Origin of the sequence: Stutzerimonas chloritidismutans (genome assembly GCF_020783375.1) — a bacterium.
GTDB classification, from domain to species: domain Bacteria; phylum Pseudomonadota; class Gammaproteobacteria; order Pseudomonadales; family Pseudomonadaceae; genus Stutzerimonas; species Stutzerimonas kunmingensis.
In genome coordinates, this window is record NZ_CP086067.1 from 3,022,230 (window position 1) to 3,043,166 (window position 20,937).

20 protein-coding genes are annotated in these 20,937 nt (G+C 63.1%); 8 read left to right on the forward strand and 12 right to left on the reverse strand.

Features of this window, described 5'->3' with window-relative positions:
• On the forward strand, positions 1–486 hold the full coding sequence (locus LLJ08_RS13965) for a YchJ family protein (protein WP_228207292.1): 486 nt from the start codon (positions 1–3) through the stop codon (positions 484–486).
• A 55-nt stretch (positions 487–541) separates the two neighbouring features.
• Here LLJ08_RS13965 and fpr read toward each other — a convergent pair whose 3' ends face one another.
• Positions 542–1,318, reverse strand: coding sequence for a ferredoxin-NADP reductase (fpr, locus tag LLJ08_RS13970; RefSeq protein WP_014819886.1), 777 nt, complete (start codon positions 1,316–1,318; stop codon positions 542–544).
• A gap of 114 nt (positions 1,319–1,432) precedes the next feature.
• Here fpr and LLJ08_RS13975 point away from each other — a divergent pair, with 114 nt between their 5' ends.
• Positions 1,433–2,359, forward strand: coding sequence for a LysR family transcriptional regulator (locus tag LLJ08_RS13975; RefSeq protein WP_228207293.1), 927 nt, complete (start codon positions 1,433–1,435; stop codon positions 2,357–2,359).
• 14 nt (positions 2,360–2,373) lie between these two features.
• Here LLJ08_RS13975 and erdR read toward each other — a convergent pair whose 3' ends face one another.
• Entirely contained in the window at positions 2,374–3,024 is a 651-nt protein-coding gene (gene erdR / locus LLJ08_RS13980; protein WP_003299411.1) for a response regulator transcription factor ErdR, read from the reverse strand.
• 246 nt (positions 3,025–3,270) lie between these two features.
• On the opposite strand from erdR, the gene LLJ08_RS13985 reads away from it, so the two are divergent.
• Positions 3,271–4,182, forward strand: a complete 912-nt coding sequence (locus tag LLJ08_RS13985; RefSeq protein ID WP_046621319.1) for a DMT family transporter — start codon at positions 3,271–3,273, stop codon at positions 4,180–4,182.
• Between the two features lie 13 nt (positions 4,183–4,195).
• Here LLJ08_RS13985 and LLJ08_RS13990 read toward each other — a convergent pair whose 3' ends face one another.
• Positions 4,196–4,906, reverse strand: a complete 711-nt coding sequence (locus LLJ08_RS13990; RefSeq protein WP_045666939.1) for a tRNA-uridine aminocarboxypropyltransferase — start codon at positions 4,904–4,906, stop codon at positions 4,196–4,198.
• 127 nt (positions 4,907–5,033) lie between these two features.
• Here LLJ08_RS13990 and LLJ08_RS13995 point away from each other — a divergent pair, with 127 nt between their 5' ends.
• Positions 5,034–5,432 (forward strand): PA3611 family quorum-sensing-regulated virulence factor, encoded by a 399-nt coding sequence (locus tag LLJ08_RS13995; protein WP_014819882.1) that lies wholly within the window; start codon positions 5,034–5,036, stop codon positions 5,430–5,432.
• Between the two features lie 55 nt (positions 5,433–5,487).
• Here the strand turns inward: LLJ08_RS13995 and LLJ08_RS14000 are convergent, their stop codons facing one another.
• Positions 5,488–7,902, reverse strand: a complete 2,415-nt coding sequence (locus LLJ08_RS14000; RefSeq protein WP_228207294.1) for a phosphoketolase family protein — start codon at positions 7,900–7,902, stop codon at positions 5,488–5,490.
• Positions 7,903–8,034: 132 nt separating this feature from the next.
• On the opposite strand from LLJ08_RS14000, the gene LLJ08_RS14005 reads away from it, so the two are divergent.
• Positions 8,035–9,444: an MBL fold metallo-hydrolase RNA specificity domain-containing protein gene (locus LLJ08_RS14005; protein ID WP_228207295.1), complete on the forward strand. Its 1,410-nt coding sequence runs from the start codon at positions 8,035–8,037 to the stop codon at positions 9,442–9,444.
• A 115-nt stretch (positions 9,445–9,559) separates the two neighbouring features.
• The gene (locus tag LLJ08_RS14010) at positions 9,560–10,651 is read left to right on the forward strand and encodes an LOG family protein (protein ID WP_023444835.1); all 1,092 of its coding nucleotides are present in this window, start codon (positions 9,560–9,562) and stop codon (positions 10,649–10,651) included.
• A gap of 111 nt (positions 10,652–10,762) precedes the next feature.
• Here the strand turns inward: LLJ08_RS14010 and recX are convergent, their stop codons facing one another.
• From recX to LLJ08_RS14030, 4 genes are all read right to left on the reverse strand, one after another.
• Positions 10,763–11,230 carry a recombination regulator RecX gene (recX, locus tag LLJ08_RS14015; protein WP_041013536.1) on the reverse strand — a complete coding sequence of 156 codons (468 nt, stop codon included), beginning with the start codon at positions 11,228–11,230 and terminating at the stop codon, positions 10,763–10,765.
• 5 nt (positions 11,231–11,235) lie between these two features.
• Complete coding sequence (recA, locus tag LLJ08_RS14020; protein ID WP_014819877.1) at positions 11,236–12,279, reverse strand: recombinase RecA; 1,044 nt, start codon at positions 12,277–12,279, stop codon at positions 11,236–11,238.
• Positions 12,280–12,362: 83 nt separating this feature from the next.
• Positions 12,363–12,860, reverse strand: coding sequence for a CinA family protein (locus LLJ08_RS14025; RefSeq protein WP_090519013.1), 498 nt, complete (start codon positions 12,858–12,860; stop codon positions 12,363–12,365).
• Positions 12,861–12,957: 97 nt separating this feature from the next.
• Positions 12,958–14,070: an acyltransferase family protein gene (locus LLJ08_RS14030; RefSeq protein ID WP_228207296.1), complete on the reverse strand. Its 1,113-nt coding sequence runs from the start codon at positions 14,068–14,070 to the stop codon at positions 12,958–12,960.
• A gap of 471 nt (positions 14,071–14,541) precedes the next feature.
• Between LLJ08_RS14030 and mutS the strand changes: the two genes are divergently transcribed.
• Positions 14,542–17,121 (forward strand): DNA mismatch repair protein MutS, encoded by a 2,580-nt coding sequence (mutS, locus tag LLJ08_RS14035; RefSeq protein WP_228207297.1) that lies wholly within the window; start codon positions 14,542–14,544, stop codon positions 17,119–17,121.
• 121 nt (positions 17,122–17,242) lie between these two features.
• Positions 17,243–17,566 (forward strand): ferredoxin FdxA, encoded by a 324-nt coding sequence (fdxA, locus tag LLJ08_RS14040; RefSeq protein WP_003285709.1) that lies wholly within the window; start codon positions 17,243–17,245, stop codon positions 17,564–17,566.
• Positions 17,567–17,646: 80 nt separating this feature from the next.
• Here fdxA and LLJ08_RS14045 read toward each other — a convergent pair whose 3' ends face one another.
• From LLJ08_RS14045 to LLJ08_RS14060, 4 genes are all read right to left on the reverse strand, one after another.
• Positions 17,647–17,838, reverse strand: coding sequence for a CsbD family protein (locus LLJ08_RS14045; RefSeq protein ID WP_014819859.1), 192 nt, complete (start codon positions 17,836–17,838; stop codon positions 17,647–17,649).
• An 86-nt stretch (positions 17,839–17,924) separates the two neighbouring features.
• Positions 17,925–18,917 (reverse strand): glucosaminyl phosphatidylglycerol flippase, encoded by a 993-nt coding sequence (locus tag LLJ08_RS14050; RefSeq protein WP_228207298.1) that lies wholly within the window; start codon positions 18,915–18,917, stop codon positions 17,925–17,927.
• Positions 18,914–19,675 carry an N-acetylglucosaminyl phosphatidylglycerol deacetylase gene (locus LLJ08_RS14055; RefSeq protein ID WP_042927389.1) on the reverse strand — a complete coding sequence of 254 codons (762 nt, stop codon included), beginning with the start codon at positions 19,673–19,675 and terminating at the stop codon, positions 18,914–18,916. The genes LLJ08_RS14050 and LLJ08_RS14055 overlap by 4 nt, the downstream gene beginning before the upstream one ends.
• The gene (locus tag LLJ08_RS14060) at positions 19,668–20,783 is read right to left on the reverse strand and encodes an N-acetylglucosaminyl phosphatidylglycerol synthase (protein WP_041013530.1); all 1,116 of its coding nucleotides are present in this window, start codon (positions 20,781–20,783) and stop codon (positions 19,668–19,670) included. The genes LLJ08_RS14055 and LLJ08_RS14060 overlap by 8 nt, the downstream gene beginning before the upstream one ends.
• Positions 20,784–20,937 lie beyond the last annotated feature (154 nt).

Sequence of the window (20,937 nt, forward strand, 5' to 3'; positions counted from 1 at the left end):
ATGAGCGAACAGCGCCCCCTCGCGCCTAACTGCCCTTGCGGCAGCGGCAATACGCTTGAGCAGTGCTGCGGCCGTTATCACGCGGGCACACCGGCACCCAGCGCCGAACTGCTGATGCGCTCGCGCTATAGCGCCTACGTGCTGGGTCTGGTCGACTATCTGCAGGCCACCACGCTGCCGGTGCAACAGACGGCGCTGGACATGGACGGCATGCGCCGCTGGAGCCTGGACAGCACCTGGTTGGGGCTGGAAGTGAACGAGAGTGCAGTGCTCGGCGGCAAGCCTGAACATGCACGGGTGACCTTCACCGCCCGCTGGCACGACCAGGCGGGCGAGCATGTCCACCAGGAACGCTCGGCCTTCGTTCAATGCGACGGAAAATGGTATTTCATCGATCCGACGGTGCCACTCAGGGCCGGACGCAACGATCCCTGCCCATGCGGCAGCGGTTCGAAATTCAAGAAGTGCTGCGCCCCCTACGTCTGATGCCAGACCGCACCGGGATAGCCGCCGCGCGAGGCGGCGGCGTGTAGCGGATGCGCTACTTCTCGACGAATGCGCGCTCGATCAGGTAGTGCCCCGGATCGCCCATGCGCGGCGAGACGCTCAGCCCGAAGCTGTCCAGCACCTGGCTGGTTTCGTCCAGCATGCTCGGGCTGCCGCAAATCATCGCGCGATCGTCCTGCGGATTGATCGGAGGCAGGCCGATGTCGCTGAACAGTTTGCCGCTGCGCATCAGCTCGGTCAGGCGGCCCTGATTCTCGAAAGGCTCGCGCGTCACAGTCGGGTAATAGATCAGTTTTTCCTTCACCGCCTCACCAAAGAACTCGTTCTGCGGCAGGTGCTCGGTGATGAATTCGCGATAGGCGACTTCGTTTGCGTAGCGAACGCCATGCACCAGCACGACTTTTTCGAAGCGCTCGTAGGTTTCCGGGTCCTGGATGACACTCATGAATGGCGCCAGGCCCGTGCCGGTGCTGAGCAGGTAAAGATGCTTGCCAGGCAGCAGGTCGTCGAGCACCAGTGTTCCGGTTGGCTTGCGGCTGACCATGATCTGGTCGCCTTCCTGCAGGTGCTGCAGTCGAGAAGTCAGCGGGCCGTTCTGCACCTTGATGCTGAAGAACTCCAGATACTCTTCGTAGTTGGGACTGGCGATACTGTAGGCGCGCATCAGCGGACGGCCCTCGACCTCTAGGCCGATCATGACGAACTGGCCGTTCTCGAAGCGCAAGCCTGCATTGCGGGTGGTCTTGAAGCTGAACAGCGTGTCGTTCCAATGGTGCACACTGAGAACGCGCTCTACGTTCAGATTGCTCATGCTACGAATTCCTCGTGGTGTCGCGACGGGCGTCGTTACGTGGCGCCAAGTCTAGCGATGGCGTCTTTATTCGTTAACTGGATAATAAAGATATAGGTTATCGGTTATATAGATATGCATTTTACTCTCCGCCAGATCGAAGTGTTTGCCGCTGTCGCCCGCCAGGAAAGCGTGTCGCGCGCAGCCGAGAGCCTCTCGTTGTCACAGTCCGCAACCAGCACATCGCTGGCCGAACTGGAACGCCAGTCCGGCTGCCAGCTCTTCGACCGAGCCGGCAAAAGGCTCTGCTTGAACGCGCTCGGACAACAGCTGCTGCCGCAGGCGGTTGCCCTGCTCGATCAGGCACGCGCCATCGAGGATTTGCTAAACGGCAAGAGCGGCTTCGGCTCACTGGCGGTCGGTGCGACGCTGACGATCGGCAACTACCTCGCCACGTTGCTGATTGGCAGCTTCATGCAGCGCCACCCGGAATGCCGAGTGAAGCTGCACGTGCACAACACTGCGCACATCGTGCATCAGATCGCGCAACACGAACTTGATCTGGGTTTGATCGAAGGTGATTGCCAGCACCCGCACCTTGAGGTCCAGCCGTGGATCGAAGATGAGCTGGTGGTGTTCTGCGCGCCGCAGCACCCGCTGGCCGGGCGCGGCGAGGTGGGCCTGGACGAGCTGACCAGCGAAGCGTGGATTCTCCGCGAGCAGGGCTCCGGCACGCGGATGACCTTCGAACAGGCTGTGCGACATCGGCCAGGCAAGCTGAACGTGCGGCTCGAGCTGGAGCACACCGAAGCGATCAAACGCGCGGTGGAGTCGGGACTGGGAATCGGCTGTATTTCACGACTGGCGTTGCGTGACGCCTTTCGCCGTGGCAGCCTGGTACCGGTGGCGACGCCCGAGCTGGACCTGCGCCGCCAGTTCTACTTCATATGGCATTCGCACAAGTATCAGACCGCGGCCATGCTTGAGTTCGTCGAACAGTGCCGCGCCCTGACCTCAGGCGTGCGCCGCAGCGATGAAATCCAGCTGCCGCCGATCGCCTGAGGCCATATCTGGCGTCAACTGGTGGGAATGGAACCCATCTGCTGCAGCAACAGCGCTGCCTGGGTGCGGGTACGTACGCCGAGCTTGCGAAAGATAGCGGTAACGTGAGCCTTGATGGTCGCTTCGGAAACGCTCAGTTCGTAGGCGATCTGCTTGTTCAACAGCCCGTCACAGACCATGGTCAGCACTCGGAACTGTTGCGGCGTCAGGCTGGCAAGCCCGGCGCTGGCGGCCTTGGCTTCATCGCTGACGTTGGCCACATCCTGGATGTTGCTAGGCCACCAGACATCGCCATCCAAAACAGCACGTACCGCTTCCTGGATGGTTTCCAGAGAACTGGACTTGGGAATGAAACCGCTGGCACCGAACTCACGGGAGCGCGCAACGACCGCTGCGTCCTCCTGTGCCGAGATCATGACTACCGGTAGATGCGGATACTGCCCCCTCAGCAGTACCAACCCCGAGAAACCATAGGCTCCAGGCATGTTCAGATCCAGCAGCACCAGATCCCAATCGGCGCCCTGATTTAGAAGGCTTTCCAGTTCGGCGATGCTGGCCGCTTCCACCAGACGTACGTTTTCCCCTAGCCCCATGGTGAGCGCCTGTTGCAGCGCGCTGCGGAAAAGCGGGTGATCATCGGCAATGATTATTTCGTAAGCAGCCATTGGCAGACCTGTAGTTTTTATTGGCGCTTTTTCATCGGCTTGAGCAGCCGATGCCGACAAGATGACGGCAGAAACCCCGAGACAACGCTCCGGGGATGGTCCGATGTGAAATTTTCGGCCGGCCAGACCGAATATCGGCCGCCCGCCACAACAAATCAAGCGGCGCAAGCATGCCCACCCATGAATAAGTGGTCAAGCGCGGCGCTTTGTAGCAAAGTCTGCGACTTTTCCCGACCGAGCCGAAACATGCGTAGCCAAGCCCTCCGCGCCGACTTCCTGATGCTGATCACCGCCATGATCTGGGGCACGGCCTTTGTTGCCCAACGCATCGGCATGGACAACATCGGCCCGTTTCTATTTACCGGCCTGCGCTTCGCCCTGGGCGCTCTCGCGCTGCTGCCACTGGTGATTTACCAGGGCCGCACCAAAGCCCGGCACGAACCCTTTCTGCAACGTGGCCTGCTGCTCGGCGGCCTGAGCATGGGGCTTGCGCTGACCGTGGGAATCAACCTGCAGCAGGTGGGCCTGCTGTTTACCAGCGTGACCAACTCGGGATTCATCACTGGCCTGTACGTGATCGTGGTGCCACTGCTGGGACTGATCATTGGCCACAGGACAGGCCTCGGAACCTGGGTCGGCGCCTTTCTCGCCGTTGCCGGCATGGCGCTGCTGAGCATCGGCGAGGATTTCACCGTTGCCTCTGGTGACTGGATCCAGTTGGCCGGCGCCTTCGTCTGGGGCCTGCATGTGCTGCTGGTGAGCTTCTTCGTCAGCCGCCACGACGCGATTCGCCTGGCCTTCCTGCAGTTCGCCACCTGTGCCGTGGTCAGCCTGCTGCTGGCATTGATCTTTGAAGAGATCGAGCCGACCAGCATCTGGCTCGCCGGGCCGGCCCTCATCTATGGCGGATTGTTCGCCGTTGCGGTTGGCTACACGCTGCAGGTTGTTGCGCAAAAGCATGCGATCGCCTCCCATGCGGCGATCATCCTCTCACTGGAAGCGGTGTTTGCAGCCATCGCGGGCGCACTGTTCCTTGAGGAAAGCCTGACGCTGCGCGGCTACATGGGCTGCGTATTGATGTTCATCGGCATGCTCGCCGCACAGCTCTGGCCGCGCAAAGCCGAGCCGCTAACCGCAGCCAGTCCTGCCAAGGCCTGACGGCCAATCGAGTTCAGCGCGCAGGCTTCAATGCCAGATGCGCAGCGTTCTGCAGGTCCGGCTGGCGATGATACTTGGCGCCCAGATAGTGCTCGGTGAACACGTCGAGCAAGGCATCGAGCGTGTTCGCCGCGGCCGAATCTCCAGCCAGATCCAGACAGAGCGCTGCGACCTCGGCGGTGCACAGATGGTCACTGCGAGTCGACCGGCGCAGCCGGTAGCGCGACAGCGCCTCCGGTCGCAGGCTCAGCACCGGCAGGCCATCCAGGTAGGGGCTCTTGCGAAACATCTTGCGCGCCTCGGTCCAGGTGGCATCTAGCAGTATGAACAGCGGGCGCTTAACGTTCTCCCGCTCGACTTGCTCGACCACCCGCCTCGACTCGGTGTATTCGCCCGGGAAGATCACCAGTGGCTGCCATTGCGGATCGGCCAGCAGCGCCAGCAATCGCGGGTCCACGCCCGTGCGCTGCCAGGTGAAGGCGAAGGTATCGCGCACCACATCGGCAATCAGCCAGCCCGTATTGCTAGGCTTGAGCGGCTCGATATCGTGCATCAGCAGGCAGACACCACAATCGCTTTCGATCGTCGGAAGCCAAGGGCAAAGGCAATGGCTGAATGGTACCCGGCAGCGCTCGCAGCGCGACGCCCGGGAGCCGCGGGCAACGAAGGGTTTGAGGCTCTTGGCCAGGCGTTCGCTGCGCAGACGGGCTACGGCATGGGGCATGAATCGACTCGAGGGTGACGATGAAGCGCGGCAGTCTACCAGCGCCAGGGAGACTTCTGCCCAGCACCGTTAAATGAACCGCACCACAGGCAGCCGGTCGAAATAGCGCAGTCAAAAGGAGACCGCCATGTATCGTCTGACCACCCTGCTCGCTCTGAGCCTCGCCCTCCCCGTTGCCCACGCCGCCTCGCTGCAGGAGCAACAGCTGAATCAGCTGCTCGAGCAGGTCGCCCGCGAAAGCAGTGTCGGAACGCCCCGCGCGATCAACGAAGACATTCTTGACCAGGGCTACACCGTAGAAAACAACATGCTGGTAAACCATCTCAGCGTACAGCCGCGACATGCGGCGCAGATGCGCGATAACCCGGCCGATGTGCGCAGCCAGCTCGCTGTTAGCGTCTGTGGCAATGAAGGACTACGCAAGCTGATGAGCCAGGGCGCAGTCCTGCGCTATGACTTCAGCGAGTACCAGAGCAACAAGCCCATCGCCAGCGAGCGCTACAAGGCCTCGGACTGCGACCGCTAACAGGTGAACGCTGGCAGGCGCAGGCCACGGCCCGCCGTCCTGCCAGGTTTATTTATCAAGCGTCGCCCCGCAGTATCTGCGGATCACCCTTGCCGGCCACTGCGGCAGCCTCGTCCCTGGTGAGCAGGGCCGTGCGCGGCACATTGCGCAGGCGCGCACAGGCCGCGAGCACATTGGCCCAGCTGGCGCGATTGGCGAACTGCATACCGAACTCATCCAGCGTACCTCCGCGGTTGCGATAGCCGAGCGCCGAACACTTGCGCGCGTCCGGCAGAATCGGCCACAGGTGACCGCGCGCCACTTCCGGCCGCATGTGCGTCAACAGCACGCGCATTTCCATCGCATCCGGGAACAACTGCTCCGCCACGCCTTCGCTGGCGCGCGCCCCGACTTCCCAATGATCGCGCGGCCCGCGGAAGCGGCCCGGCTCCTGCAGATAGACAAGGCGATAAGCGCAGTCGGCCTCCTTGAGCCGCTTGGCCGCACGGAGCATCTCGCCCAGTTGATAGCTGCCGTTGGCAATCAGCAGCAATGCCTCGTTGCCCGGCTGCTCCTCGACCACGATGGCGCCGTCGCGCGCCAACTGCTCGGCCTGGGCCTGATCGAAGTAGCACGGCCGGTCGCGTTTGGGCATGACCAGGCAGGCCAGTTCGCCGCGTGCCTGGTAGATCGATGGCAGCAGCGCCAGAGTGCTGTTGTGGTCGGCCGGAAACAGCACCCGGACCATGTCGTTCATTTCTCCGAGCAGCGCTTCGCAGAAGGTCGTGTCTTGGTGGGACTGCTGGTTCTTGCCGTTTTCCCAGGTGTGCGACGTCGCGATCAAGGGCCAGCCGAGCCAGCCTGCAGGCCTGCCAATCTCCTTTTGCTGCCGGGAAAAAATAATGCTCTGCCGCACCACGCCCAGCATCTTCACGCAGAAGGCTTCGTAGCTCGCCACCAGATTCAAGCCGCCCTGGTTGGCAAGGCAGGCGGATACCACCGCCTCCTCGTTGAGAGCGGTGATGATGGCGCCGTCCACGGCCTCCAGCTCGCTTTCCGGCTCGATGACGCGATGCTTGAGCGCCTTTAGCACGCCGCCCAAACGGTTGCTGGCCAGCTCGTCAGGATTACCCACCCGCGGCCGCAACGCGGGGTTGGCGGCGGTCAGCTCGACGAAGAAACGATCGACCGCTGCCATTGGTGAACAGGCGTCGTCGCGGTAGTTCAACTTCGGCATGGTCGGCGCAGGCGGGCGTCGCGAGGCGAGCGGATTGTCGCGCTCCAGCGCTCGACCCTGGCGACTGCGCGTGAACAGCTCCAGTGAAGCAGCCAGCTCCTGTTGCGGTACGAACAGACGCGCCGCGTGCTCGTTGAACAGGTCGCGTGACTGCTCATCGCGGCTCGGATTACCCGGCAACGGCAGATTGTGCGCTGCGTTGCTGCCGGCACCATAGAAGCCGAAGCCTTTCACCGTCTCGGCGATGCCGTAGGGCATCGGCAGCGGATAGTTGAGAATGCCGCGCGCCTTCTCTTCCACGCGTCGCTCCAGGCGCAGCTCCATCTCCCAGAGGGTGGTGACGAAAGCAGCAGGATCACGCCCATCGAACGGCATCGGGTCGAAGCCGCACTGACTCAAGTGCTGACGGAAATCCTCGAGCCCCTGCTCGGTGCCAAGCGCAGTACGCTGCTCGATTCGCCGTCCGTTGGCAATCATCACCGGCAGCGCGACGCCGCAATCTTCGGCACGCCACCAGCGGGGAATCCAGTCACTGCCGCGCTGCTCTTCTGCCGCGCCATCGGAGAGGAAGGCCACCAGCGTCTCGCCCGGCAGCGGCATGTGTGCGTATTGCAACTCGGCGAAACCGAGATAACCGCCCTCGGCAATGCCGCCGGCGGTGTGCGGATTGACATGGCTGCCCAGGGGCGCGAGCGGACTGCCGTCGGCGGCCTGGCCGTAACCGTAGAAATCCTGCAGCAGGCGATTCATGCCCGCCTCGCCGCCCGCATAGGCTTGCGCCTGCTCCGGATGCAGGTTGCCCGTCAGCAGGTTAAGCGCATCGACGGCCGCCACACAGTGGCCCTGCCCCATCAGCCAGGCGCGGGTGCGGCCAGTCAGCGCATTCAGGGCCAGGTAACCGGCATAGGCCGGCACCATGTTCAGCGCGCCGCCGGTATGCCCCTCGGGGTTCTGCTTGAAATCCTCGGCAGCCAACGGCGAACCGTCCAGATGCACCTGGCGCGCGTAGGTCATGTGCACCACCAGCCAGAGTCCGGCGCTGGCGACCCGGTCGACCGCCTGCAGCAGCCGGTAAACACTGGTCAGATCCGGCTGATGACCTGCCTGTACCAGCTGATGGGCCAACCGGAACACCGCCGCCTGGGTCTCCAGCGCGTGCTCGAACGGCCCGAAACCTACACGCCAGGTGGCGAACTCCGGTTCGGCTTGCGCGTGTTGATCCAGCTCGACAAGGCTGGGCAGTAGCTGACTCATGGGTTCACTCCGTTGGTAAGCGGGTTGTGCTGTAGTCTAGGCAGCGCTCGATTCGTTATCTCTGATATGTATCAAGTGGTCATGGCAACCGAGCGGGCAATGTGGACATCATCGTACAGACAGGAAGGCAACATGGCTTTGCTCAGTTTTCTAGGCGCCATTCAGCAGGTCACCGGCTCCTGCTATCTCATTGAGACCCACGACGGTGCAAGGGTTCTGCTCGAATGCGGCATGCACCAGGGCCGCCGGGAAGAAGCCGGAAGCGACCGCAGCACCTTCGCCTTCGACCCCAAGACACTCGATGCGGTGGTGCTGTCCCACGCGCATATCGACCACAGCGGCCTGCTGCCGCGCCTGGTCGCCCTCGGCTACCGCGGCGAGGTGCACTGCACCGATGCCACCGCGGAGCTGCTCGAACTGATGCTGCTGGATTCGGCGCAGATTCAGGAAAAGGATGCCGAGTGGGAAAACAAGTGGCGCGCGCGCATCGGCAAACCGATGATCCAGCCGCTCTATACCCGCGTCGACGCCGAGCGCATGTTGAGCCAGCGCACTCCCCACGCCTATGGCGAGACGTTCGATGTCGCGCCAGGTGTCGCGGTGACCTTCCACGATGCCGGTCACATCCTCGGCTCCTCGATCGTGCAACTGGATGTGCACGACCATGGCAGAACACGGCGCGTGGTCTTCTCGGGCGACCTGGGCAACGACTGCTCGCCGCTGATGCATGCGCCGACCGTGCTCAAGGAAGCTGACGTGGTGCTCATGGAGTCCACCTATGGCGACCGCGACCACCGCAGCCACGAAGACACGATCGAGGAGCTGGCCGGCATCCTGCAACAGGCCCATCGCGATGGCGGCAACGTGCTGATGCCCTCCTTCGCCGTCGGACGTACGCAGGACCTGATCTACTACCTCGGGCGCTTCTACCGGGAAGGCCGTCTGCCGCAGCAAGCGGTATTTCTGGACAGCCCGATGGCCATCGGCGCCAACGCCATCTACTCGCACTACAAGGATCAGCTGGATCTCGACGGCATCGACAATGCCCTGAGCGGAGCCAGCGGCACGCTTTACGCCGAGCGCTGGTTGCCGATCCTCCGATCCACGCCGACACCGGAAGAATCGATGGCGATCAACCGCTTCAAGAGCGGCGTGATCATTATCGCTGGCAGCGGCATGTGCACCGGCGGGCGCATCCTGCACCACTTCAAGCACAACCTCTGGCGCGAGGAGTGCCATCTGGTGATCCCTGGTTTCCAGGCACGCGGTACCCTCGGCCGTGCCATCGTCGACGGAGCGAAAAGCGTCAAGTTGCTGCACCAGCGCATCGCCGTGAATGCCAAGGTGCATACCCTCGGAGGGTTCTCCGCCCACGCCGGCCAGTCTCAGCTGATCGACTGGGTCAGCAACTTCGAAAGCCGTCCGGAGCTCTACCTGGTGCACGGCGAGCTGGAGAAGATGCAGGCGCTGCAGCAGACCATCCGTGAGCGCCTGAAATGGGAAGCACGCATTCCGGAACCTGGCGACCGAATCGCCATCTGAACGCAGCCCGCCGAAGCCGCTTGCGGCTTCGGCCGACTGCGCGCCACGCAACCGGCTTGAGCCGGCTGATCGCACCCTATAGCCTGAACGCGACGCTCATACATGGAGATGTTGTATGTCCTTTGATTCGGATGACTATCTGTCGCGGCATTTCAAGACCAGCGGCGCCGAGCTGGAAAGCAAGATCGATGAGCTGGCCGCCTTGGTCGTTCCGGAGAACAGTGCGAACCTGCCCCTATACCGGGAGATGCTGGTGACCGTCATGCGCATGGCTCAGGCCGACCGCAGCCGCTGGGATGCCAAGATCCTGCTGCAGACGATGCGCGAAATGGAGCACGCATTCAGCCGGCTCGACCAGTTCAAGCGGCGCCGCAAGGTCACGGTTTTCGGCTCAGCCCGTACGCCGGTCGAACATCCCCTGTATGCGCTGGCCCGTCAGTTGGGCTCCATCCTTGCGCATTACAACTTCATGGTCATCACCGGCGCCGGTGGCGGCATCATGGCCGCCGCTCACGAGGGCGCGGGGCGCGACAGCAGCCTCGGGCTGAACATCACGCTGCCTTTCGAGCAACACCCCAACCCGACGGTGGGTGGCACCGAGAACCTGTTGTCGTTCCATTTCTTCTTCGTGCGCAAACTGTTCTTCATCAAGGAAGCCGATGCGCTGGTGCTCTGCCCCGGTGGGTTCGGCACGCTGGACGAAGCACTGGAAGTGCTGACGCTGATCCAGACTGGCAAGAGTCCGCTGGTGCCGATCGTGCTGCTCGACGAACCCGGCGGCACCTACTGGAAGGATGCACTGCAGTTCATGCGCGGACAGCTGGAGGAGAATCGCTACATCCTGCCCAGCGACATGCGATTGATGCGCCTGGTGGACGATGCCGAGGAAGCAGCCAGGGAAATCGCCAACTTCTATCGCAACTTCCACTCGAGCCGCTGGCTGAAGGATCGTTTCGTTCTGCGCCTCAACCACGCACTGAACGACCAGGCGATGGAATACCTGAACGCGGAGTTCACCGATCTGTGTCTGAAAGGCGTATTCGAACAGCAGAACTGCTGTGAATCGGAACTGGACGAGCCCGAACTACAGCGCCTGCCGCGCTTGAGCTTCGTCTTCAACGGCCGCAACCACGGTCGCTTGAGGGAGCTGACGGACTACGTCAACGAACCGGCCAACTGGGCGCGGCCGCTGGCAAGCGAGGACTGATGGCCTTTGATGGCCTGGACTCCGGATATTGCGAGCGCTCGTAAGGCTGGTCGGCTTCAGCACCGACTGGTCTCCGACGCGCACAACCTGGCATAGAGCCCCGTTACCGCATCAATCCGCCGAGCTGTCGCCGCGCAACACTCGACTGATCAACTCCAGCGGATAACCGCGATAGCTGAGAAAGCGCCCCTGCTTCGCCCGCTCTTTGGCATCGGCAGGCAACCGTCCAGCGAACTTGCGCTGCCAGAGTTCGCGCAGCTGCTCACCCCAGTCAAAACCACTGTCACGCAATGCCTGCTCGATATCCGCTCTGGCCAGCCCGCGCTGGGCCAATTCCTCGCGGATACGCAACGGCCCATAGCCGGCATTGGCCCGGCTTCTGACAAAGCTTTCGAGATATCGGGATTCGGAAAGCAGCCCCTGCTCGCATAGACGATCCAGGGCCTGCTCGATCAACTCAGGCGGGGCGCCACGCTGGCGCAGCTTGCGAGCCAGCTCGACGCGACCATGTTCGCGTCGAGCCAGCAGATCCATGGCCGTCCGCCGTACCGCGACGGGGTTATCGAGCACGGCAGCCATGGGGATCAGAGATCGGCGTCAGCCAGATCTTCGGTAACCGGGTTGGCCTTGGTGTTTGGCGCAACTACCAGCAACTTGTCGCGGATCTGTTGCTCGATCTCCTGACCGATCTCCGGATTGTCTTCCAGATACTTGGCGGCGTTGGCCTTGCCCTGGCCGATCTTGTTGCCCTTGTAGGCGTACCAGGCGCCGGACTTCTCCACCAGGCCCTGCTGCACGCCGAGATCGATGACCTCGCCATTGCGGTAGATGCCCTTGCCATAGAGGATCTGGAACTCAGCCTGACGGAAGGGCGGCGCCACCTTGTTCTTCACTACCTTGACGCGGGTTTCGCTGCCGACCACTTCGTCGCCTTCCTTGACCGCGCCGGTACGGCGAATATCCAGACGAACCGAGGCGTAGAACTTCAGCGCGTTACCACCGGTGGTGGTTTCCGGGCTGCCGAACATCACGCCGATCTTCATGCGGATCTGGTTGATGAAGATGACCAGGCAGTTGGCGTTCTTGATATTGCCCGTGATCTTGCGCAGCGCCTGAGACATCAGACGGGCCTGCAGGCCGACGTGCGTATCGCCCATCTCGCCTTCGATTTCGGCCTTGGGCACCAGCGCCGCCACGGAGTCGACGATGATCACATCCACCGCGTTGGAGCGCACCAGCATGTCGGTGATTTCCAGCGCCTGCTCGCCGGTATCAGGCTGCGAAACCAGCAGGTCGTCGACGTTCACGCCCAGCTTGCCAGCGTAATCCGGGTCCAGCGCGTGCTCGGCATCGACGAAAGCACAGGTGGCGCCCATCTTCTGCGCTTCAGCGATTACCGACAGGGTCAGAGTGGTCTTACCGGAGGATTCCGGACCGTAGATCTCGACGATACGGCCCTTGGGCAGGCCGCCAATTCCAAGCGCGATATCCAGGCCCAGCGAGCCGGTAGAAATGGCCGGAATGGCCTGGCGATCATGATCGCCCATGCGCATCACTGCACCCTTGCCGAACTGCTTTTCGATCTGGCCCAGGGCTGCAGCCAGGGCGCGCTTCTTGTTCTCGTCCATCAAATCCTCACTTGATCAAGAGGGCCGGAGGCCACAACAACTGTATAAGTAGCCAGTATTAGAACATAGGCAAATTTACTCGCCTAGCCCCGAAACTGTTTTTCTCCGACCGCCAGCACAAGCAAACCTTGCAACGCCGCCGCCACCGTCTGCTCACGTACGGCCTGGCGATCACCGGCGAATAGATAGCGTTGGGCCTGCAGATGCGAGTCATCTGCCCAGGCAATCCAGACCGTACCAACCGGTTTTTCTGCCGTGCCGCCGCCGGGTCCGGCAATGCCGCTGACAGCCACCGCAAAGCGCGCACCACTGTTGCGCTGCGCGCCTCGCGCCATGGCCTGCACCACTTCGGCACTGACCGCGCCGACCTGCTCGAATAGCTCCGCCGGTACGCCGAGCTGGCGCGTCTTCTGGGCATTGGAATAGGTGATGTAGCCGGCCTCGAACCAGGCCGAGCTGCCGGCAATACGGGTGATGGCCTCGGCAATGCCACCACCGGTGCAGGATTCCGCGGTGCTGACCTGCGCACCCAGTCGTTGCAGCGCATCACCCAGCTGTGCCGCCAGTTCGGTGAGATTCATCAGGGCTCCGGCCAAAGGAAAGTGGCCGATACCCTACACCAGCGGGCTCCCGAGTTCAGCCATCCGGATGGCCAATGGTCGAGTTACGCGTCGCCCATCAGGCATCCTGGCGAACCGGCAGCACGACACGCTCGCCGATGCTCCGTCCGCGACGGCTTACCACTGCATCACCATAGCGCTGGATGGGATCTGCCAGGGTTCGCTTGACGAAGAAGCCGAACAGCGTCACCAGTAACAGCATCACCGCGATGTAGAGCGGGCCGGGAATGGCCAGCGCTCCAGCGCCGAAGCCCAGCCGCTCGGCGATTGCGAATACCGATGGATGGGCCAGGAAGACGATATAGCCGATCCCGCCTAGCGGCGCGATCCAGCGCAGCCCCTTACCACTGATGCGTGTCGCGCCAATGAAGACGGCAACACCCACCGCATAGCTGACGAAGTAGCGATACCAGGTTTCCCCGAGACCGGTATCGCGCGAGTAGGCCAGCACGCAGATCGGCAACAGAAACAGGTAGAACAGGCCCACTGCGATGCGCGCGTAATGCCCGGTATCGGGTGCGCGACCGTTATCCGTGGCCTTCCACAATGCGCCGAGGAAACACACACTCAGCATCAGGGGCAGGGCCACCGGCAGCTTCATTTCCAGCTTGTAACGCAGGAACGCGAGCAGCAGGGTGAAGGCGTACTGGGCCAGCAGAAACAGCAGATCGCGCCTGGCCGAGCCGCCCAGACGCAGCGCGAAGATGACAATGCACAGCACATAGAAGGTCAGCTCTATTTGCAGCGTCCAGTACAAACCGATCACGTTTTCGACAAATACGAAGCCTTGCAGCATCGTCGCATTGATCGCGATGACAGCCGGACTGAACACCCGAGCCGGATCGTCCCAGGGAAACATCACACCGAGAAGCAGCGATAGCCAGTACAGGGGAAACAGCCTGAAGAAGCGCTGATAGACGAACGCCGCGATCGGCCGTTCGTAGCGATGGCGGCTCTTGTACAGCGCCGCAACGACGAAATAGCCGCTCAGGGCGAACAGCACCAGCACGCTGGTCTTGCCGACATCCAGTACCGTTTTGCTGACAAGAAACAGATCGCTGGTCAGCCCATCGAAATGGCCGTCACGCTTCATTTTTGCGATCAGATGGGAATAAGCAACGCACAACGCCGCAACGCCGCGCAGGGCGTCGAGTCCGAGTAGTCGAGACATGTCTGCTGCTCACTTGACCAGAAAGGGAGGTCGCCAGCATTACTGCAGGAAGAACTGACGCGAGGGGGTAGAAAAAGGCATTCGCCGAGGCGGGATGGCAGGGGCTGCAATCCACAGGACGGCGAAGCACGAGCGACAATCAGGCAAGCTACCGCGCCAGGCACCGAGGGGGCCTGCGCGACTGCATGATCGAGGGAGTCGCAGGCCCGGCGCGCGCAAGGCACAAGGCGCACCGGCAACCTGTCGACAGGCCAGAGTTACCAACAGCACCGGCTCGCTTGTCAACGCATTCCGCGCCCGGCCCGACAAACGACACCCGACCAAGCGGGAACCGGTCCTCGCCCTCACCTGTCGAGCCGCTCGGCCCGTGTTAACCTTGCCGGCTTTCCCGCGTCAACCTGGCTCCGGACGGTCCGACCGCACCGTCATCCGATAGCCTTACCCGCCACTCAACGAACCGCACGCAAGCCGATGACCAAGCCCAACGCCGACCTTTCCGCCCATACGCCGATGATGCAGCAATATTGGAGACTCAAGCGCGAGCATCCGGACCAGCTGATGTTCTACCGCATGGGCGACTTCTATGAGCTGTTCTACGACGATGCCAAGAAAGCCGCCGCGCTGCTCGACATCACCCTGACCGCACGCGGGCAGTCGGCGGGCACGGCGATCCCGATGGCAGGTATTCCGTTCCATTCCGCCGAGGGTTATCTGGCGCGGCTGGTGAAGCTTGGCGAGTCGGTGGTGATCTGCGAGCAGATCGGCGATCCGGCGACCAGCAAAGGGCCGGTAGAACGCCAGGTGGTGCGCATCATCACCCCCGGCACGGTGAGCGACGAGGCATTGCTCGACGAGCGTCGCGACAACCTGCTGGCTGCGGTGGTCGGTGATGAGCGCCTGTTCGGCCTGTCGGTGCTGGACATCGCCAGCGGCCGCTTCAGCGTGCAGGAACTCAAGGGCTGGGAAACCCTGCTCGCGGAACTGGAGCGACTGAGCCCGGCGGAACTGTTGATCCCGGACGACTGGCCACAGGGTCTGCCACTGGAAAAACGCCGCGGTGTGCGCCGTCGCGCGCCCTGGGATTTCGATCGCGATTCGGCATTCAAGAGCCTCTGCCAGCAGTTCTCCACCCAGGACCTCAAGGGCTTCGGCTGCGAGAACCTGACGCTGGCCATCGGCGCCGCCGGCTGCCTGCTCGCCTACGCCAAGGAAACCCAGCGCACCGCCCTGCCCCACCTGCGCAGCCTGCGTCACGAGCGCCTCGACGACACGGTGATCCTCGACGGCGCCAGCCGGCGCAACCTGGAGCTGGACGTCAATCTGGCCGGCGGCCGCGAGAACACGCTGCAATCGGTCATGGACCGCTGCCAGACCGCCATGGGCTCGCGCCTTCTGACCCGCTGGCTGAACCGCCCGCTGCGCAACCGCGAGATTCTCGAAGCGCGCCAGGATTCGATCACCTGCCTGCTCGAGCATTACCGCTTCGAGCAGCTGCAGCCGCAGCTCAAGGACATCGGCGACCTGGAACGCATCCTCGCCCGGATCGGCCTGCGCAACGCCCGCCCGCGCGATCTGGCGCGCCTGCGCGATGCCTTGGCCGCGCTGCCGCAGCTGCAGGCCGGCATGCAGGACCTGGTGGCACCGCATCTGCTCGAACTGGCGACGAGCATCAGCACCTACCCGGAACTGGCCGAACTGCTGGCCCGCGCCATCATCGACAACCCGCCGGCGGTGATCCGCGACGGCGGCGTACTGAAGACCGGCTACGACGCCGAGCTGGATGATCTGCAGTCGCTTTCCGAGAACGCCGGCCAGTACCTGATGGACCTGGAAACCCGCGAGAAGGCCCGTACCGGACTGGCCAACCTCAAGGTCGGCTACAACCGCGTGCACGGCTACTTCATCGAGCTGCCGAGCAAACAGGCCGAATCGGCGCCAGCCGACTATATCCGCCGGCAGACGCTCAAGGGCGCCGAACGCTTCATCACCCCTGAGCTCAAGGAGTTCGAGGACAAGGCGCTGTCGGCCAAGAGTCGCGCCCTCGCCCGCGAAAAGCTGCTCTACGACGAGCTGCTGGAAATGCTCATCGGCCACCTGGCACCGCTGCAGGAAAGCGCTGCCGCACTGGCCGAGCTGGACGTACTGAGCAACCTGGCCGAGCGCGCGCTCAACCTCGATCTGAACCGCCCGCGCTTCGTCGAGCAGCCGTGCATGCGCATCGAGCAGGGTCGCCATCCGGTGGTCGAGCAGGTATTGGAGACGCCTTTCGTCGCCAACGACCTGGGCCTCGACGACGAAACTCGCATGCTGGTCATTACCGGGCCGAACATGGGCGGTAAATCGACCTACATGCGCCAAACCGCGCTGATCGTGCTGCTGGCACAGATCGGTAGCTTCGTCCCGGCTGCGGCTTGCGAGCTGTCGCTGGTCGACCGCATCTTCACCCGCATCGGCTCTTCGGATGATCTCGCCGGCGGGCGCTCCACCTTCATGGTGGAAATGAGCGAAACCGCGAATATCCTGCACAACGCCAGTGATCGCAGTCTGGTACTGATGGACGAAGTCGGTCGCGGCACCAGCACCTTCGATGGCCTCTCGCTGGCCTGGGCGGCAGCCGAGCACCTCGCCAAGCTGCGCGCCTTTACCCTGTTCGCCACCCACTACTTCGAACTGACCGTGCTGCCGGAAAGCGAGCCGGTCGTGGCCAACGTGCACCTCTCGGCCACCGAGCACAACGAGCGCATCGTCTTCCTGCACCATGTGCTGCCGGGGCCGGCGAGCCAGAGTTATGGATTGGCCGTTGCCCAACTGGCCGGCGTGCCGGGCGAAGTCATCCAGCGTGCGCGCGACCATCTGTCGCGGCTGGAAACCACCAGCCTGCCCCACGAAGCGCCGAGAATAGCGCCCGGCCAGCCGGCACCACCGATGCAGAGCGACCTGTTCGCCAGCCTGCCGCATCCGGTGCTCGAGGAATTGGCACGGATCAATCCCGATGATGTGACGCCGCGTCAGGCGCTGGACCTGCTATACAGCTTGAAAACTCGCATTTGATACGCCGCGAAAGCTGCTAGAATCGCGCGCATTTTTTTGATAAGCGGCATTTGCCTGTGCCGCCTACTCGCAGGGGCGTCACCGTAACGCCTACCTGACACGCCTGAGGAGATAGCTAGACATGACCTTCGTCGTCACCGACAACTGCATCAAGTGCAAATACACCGATTGCGTGGAAGTCTGCCCGGTGGACTGCTTCTACGAAGGCCCGAACTTTCTGGTGATTCACCCGGACGAGTGCATCGACTGCGCACTGTGCGAGCCGGAGTGCCCGGCCCAGGCGATCTTCTCTGAAGACGAGGTACCGGAGGATCAGCAGGAGTTCATCGAGCTCAATGCAGATCTGGCGGAAGTCTGGCCGAACATCACCGAGAAGAAAGACGCCCTGGCCGATGCCGAAGAGTGGGACGGCGTAAAGGACAAACTGCAGTATCTGGAGCGCTGATCGCCAGCCGATTCCAGACAAAAAAATGCCCGCAGCGATGCGGGCATTTTCATTTGTACTGCCGCAAGAACGTCGGCAGATCAGGCCTTGTCGATGCCCTTCTTCAGGGTGTCTTTCACATCACCCTTGACCTGCTGGGCCTCGCCCTTGACTTCCTGGCGCTGGCCTTCGCCCTTCATGCGCTCGTTATCGGTCGCCTCGCCTACGCCTTGCTTGATCTTGCCGACAGCTTCGTTGGTGTTGCCTTTGACCTTGTCTTCAGTACTGCTCATGACGAACTCCTGGCTTCTCATTGGTGACATAGGGTGGACCGCCCGTGCGAAACGTTAGTTTCCCCCGGCCATCGGAACAGAGCGGCTCACGCATGGCGCGAAGGGACCAGGCGGCGCAGCAACGGTCGACCCGCCAGGTGCAGGAACACCGGCGCGCCCACGATGAGGTAGAAGTAATAGGTCACGAAGCGCCAGATCAGAATCGCCGCTGCCGTCGTCGACTTGCCCACCATCGGCGTCAGCAGCGCAGCCGAGGCCAGTTCGGCACTACCCGCCCCCCCAGGCAGCAGGCTCAGCTGCCCCGCAGTCAGCGCCAGCAGCTGGACGAGAAAGGTCCAGGCCCACGCCAGCTCGCCGCCCAGACCACGCAGCGTCAGATAGAGCACGCTGAAGCGCAGCAGCCAGTGCAGTGTGGTCAACCCGAACACCGCCAACAGAAGACGACGCGGCAGGCGAAAACAGTCGACCAGCGCATTACGGAAGCCCAGCACCTTGCGTGCCCAACGGCGCTTGCGTGACGGCTTCATGCCGAGCCGGCCAACCAGCCAGCCATTGAGCAGAAATACCTGGCGGTGGAAGCGCCCGAGCAACGCCAGCAGCACCATCACGCCGATCAGTAGCGCGACGCTGAAGCCCAGCAGGCTGGCGATATGCGCGTTGAGCCTGTGGGTCAGGGCATAGAACAGCACGCCAATCAGCGCGCAGGCGAAGAACAGCAGATCACTCAGCTGCTCCACGGCATAGGTCGCCGTGCCCTTGGCCGGCGCCACGCCCTGGCGCATGAGCAGCGCCATCAGGGTCAGCGGCCCTCCGGCACCTCCAGGCGTCGCACAGATGGCGAATTCGGTGGCGACGACGATGCCGAATGCACGACGCTGGCCCAGCTTGCGCCGCCCGAGCAACAGGCGCAGGCGCAGCGCATTCAGATTCCAGCCGACCAGCACCATGCCGAGCATGGTGACCAACAGGCTACCCGGAAAGTGGCGCAGTCGTTCGAACAGGCCGGTGCCGCCAAGCAGAAGCGGCACCATGGCCGCCGCGAGCAAGGCACCGCCCAGCAACCACCAGCGCCGGTTCATGCCACGGCGCTCGTCTGGCGGTACTGGCGCAGCCAGTGGATCTTGGTCAGCGGTGTCCTGCCGTCCCGCAGCAGCCGCTCGAGCACATCGAGCCAATAGCGGCGGGAGAACTCGTGGCGCATATCCACCGGATGCAGGCCCAATCGCAGCAATGGCGCCTGACGGCTCTGACGCAACTGGCGTTCGCTGACCAGCCAGGACACACCACGGCGCCAGGCGCTGCGAGCACTCCAGACCAAGCCAGGAGCGACGATTGGAGTGAAATCCGGCAGCAGGTAAAGATGGCCTGGATCACTGGTATAGGTTAGCCCGCTGCCGGCCAGTACACGCCGGGTGCCCTCGCTCATCAGCCAGGCGGGGGCGACGAAGCCATGCAGCGGCCATTGCTGGCGCTGGAACAACTCCAGGCCATGCGCCAGCCGTTCGCCGGCAGCCTGTTCGTCAAGGCCATAGAACTCGCCTTCATGGGTGTACACCCGGCGCATGAACCAGTCCCGCGGCGTCTTCGGCGCGGGCTCGAGATCGGCGTGGTAGCAGCCGTGCAGCACCAGTTCGTCACCACGCTGCACACGCTGGTCCAGCAGCCGGCAAAAATCCGGCTGCCGCTCCAGCGGATTGCGCTGATGAAAGTCCGGGACCACCAGCCAGGTGATCGGCACGCCGCCGATGGCGTCCACCGCCTCGACGAAGGGCCGGTAGGCCGGCCAGGTTTCCGCGGCCACGTCGTGCAGTACCAGCGTCAGAGCAGCCTCAGCCATGTACGGCTACCGGCAGGTCCGCTGTGCCGAGCACCGCGTGATAATGGGCGAGTAACCCCGCCACCACGGCATCCCAGGCATGATGCGCCTCGACATGCTGGCGCGCCTGCTGTCCGAGCAGTCGCGGATCGTCTTCGAACAGCTCGCGCACGGCATGCGCCATGGCCCTCGGGTCGAGCGGCCGACACAGGCGCCCGGTGTAGAACGGCACCAGCTCCGGCAACGCACCGGCACGCGCGGCGATCACCGGAATACCGCTGGCCATGGCTTCGAGCGCCACCAGGCCGAAGGTCTCCTGATTACCGGCATGCAACAGCACATCGCTACTGGCCATGTAGCGCGCCACTTCGCTGGCACAACAGAAGCGGTCGATCACCGTGACGTTGTCCGGCACCCGCTGCGGCATGCTCGAACCCACCAGCAACAGGTGGTACGGCTTGCCGAGCTGGCGCGCGGTTTCCAGCAGAACGTGCAGGTTCTTCTCCCGCGAACCGCGCCCGGCAAAGATCATCAGCCGGGTGTCGTCGGCCAGGCCCAGCTCGCGGCGCAGATCGGGGTCGCGGCGCTCGGGGCAGAAGGTGTCCAGATCAACGCCCAGGGGCTGCACGAAGACGTTCTTCACGCCGAGGTGCAAGAGCTTGTCGGCCATCACTTCGCTGGGTGCCAACACCCGATCGAAGCTGCCGTACAGCTTTGAAACGTAGCCATTGAGGTTGGTGCCCAGCCAGCTGCCGATGCGGTTGCTGACCAGCAGTGGCAGGTCGGAGTGATAGAAACCAATGACCGGAACATTGAGCCGGCGCCCCGCATCCAGTGCCGCCCATGCGGTCATGTAGGGATCGCCGACCTCGATCAGATCGGGACGCAGCGAACGCAGCAGATTGCGCCAGGGCGCGCGGCGGATCGGAAAGCGGTAGCCCTTGCCGAAAGGCAGGATCGGTGCCGGCACCTCATAGAGGCCATCGTTGTGACTGTAGTCGCCGCCCGGCACCAGAATGCTGTGCCGCACGCCGGAGTAAAGCTGCAGCCTGCGATGCTTCGCCTCGAGGTAGGTGCGCACGCCACCACTGGCGGGCGCGTAGAACATGGTCATATCCGCGATATGCAAGGTACTTCTCCGTCGGTCCCATAGCAGAACTCCGGCCTCGCCGGGCACGTCGCGGGTCAGCAACATGCTCCGCAATCCCTGCGGAATAATTCTGTAATGAAATAGATGACCGTTACGTAGAAGGGTTGTTCGCAGCGGGGCGCCAGACGGCGCC

Coding starts and splice junctions, on each gene's coding strand:
- LLJ08_RS13965 (WP_228207292.1), top strand. CDS start 1: ATGAGCGAACAGCGCCCCCTCGCGCCTAACTGCCCTTGCGGCAGCGGC.
- fpr (WP_014819886.1), bottom strand. CDS start 1,318: ATGAGCAATCTGAACGTAGAGCGCGTTCTCAGTGTGCACCATTGGAAC.
- LLJ08_RS13975 (WP_228207293.1), top strand. CDS start 1,433: ATGCATTTTACTCTCCGCCAGATCGAAGTGTTTGCCGCTGTCGCCCGC.
- erdR (WP_003299411.1), bottom strand. CDS start 3,024: ATGGCTGCTTACGAAATAATCATTGCCGATGATCACCCGCTTTTCCGC.
- LLJ08_RS13985 (WP_046621319.1), top strand. CDS start 3,271: ATGCGTAGCCAAGCCCTCCGCGCCGACTTCCTGATGCTGATCACCGCC.
- LLJ08_RS13990 (WP_045666939.1), bottom strand. CDS start 4,906: ATGCCCCATGCCGTAGCCCGTCTGCGCAGCGAACGCCTGGCCAAGAGC.
- LLJ08_RS13995 (WP_014819882.1), top strand. CDS start 5,034: ATGTATCGTCTGACCACCCTGCTCGCTCTGAGCCTCGCCCTCCCCGTT.
- LLJ08_RS14000 (WP_228207294.1), bottom strand. CDS start 7,902: ATGAGTCAGCTACTGCCCAGCCTTGTCGAGCTGGATCAACACGCGCAA.
- LLJ08_RS14005 (WP_228207295.1), top strand. CDS start 8,035: ATGGCTTTGCTCAGTTTTCTAGGCGCCATTCAGCAGGTCACCGGCTCC.
- LLJ08_RS14010 (WP_023444835.1), top strand. CDS start 9,560: ATGTCCTTTGATTCGGATGACTATCTGTCGCGGCATTTCAAGACCAGC.
- recX (WP_041013536.1), bottom strand. CDS start 11,230: ATGGCTGCCGTGCTCGATAACCCCGTCGCGGTACGGCGGACGGCCATG.
- recA (WP_014819877.1), bottom strand. CDS start 12,279: ATGGACGAGAACAAGAAGCGCGCCCTGGCTGCAGCCCTGGGCCAGATC.
- LLJ08_RS14025 (WP_090519013.1), bottom strand. CDS start 12,860: ATGAATCTCACCGAACTGGCGGCACAGCTGGGTGATGCGCTGCAACGA.
- LLJ08_RS14030 (WP_228207296.1), bottom strand. CDS start 14,070: ATGTCTCGACTACTCGGACTCGACGCCCTGCGCGGCGTTGCGGCGTTG.
- mutS (WP_228207297.1), top strand. CDS start 14,542: ATGACCAAGCCCAACGCCGACCTTTCCGCCCATACGCCGATGATGCAG.
- fdxA (WP_003285709.1), top strand. CDS start 17,243: ATGACCTTCGTCGTCACCGACAACTGCATCAAGTGCAAATACACCGAT.
- LLJ08_RS14045 (WP_014819859.1), bottom strand. CDS start 17,838: ATGAGCAGTACTGAAGACAAGGTCAAAGGCAACACCAACGAAGCTGTC.
- LLJ08_RS14050 (WP_228207298.1), bottom strand. CDS start 18,917: ATGAACCGGCGCTGGTGGTTGCTGGGCGGTGCCTTGCTCGCGGCGGCC.
- LLJ08_RS14055 (WP_042927389.1), bottom strand. CDS start 19,675: ATGGCTGAGGCTGCTCTGACGCTGGTACTGCACGACGTGGCCGCGGAA.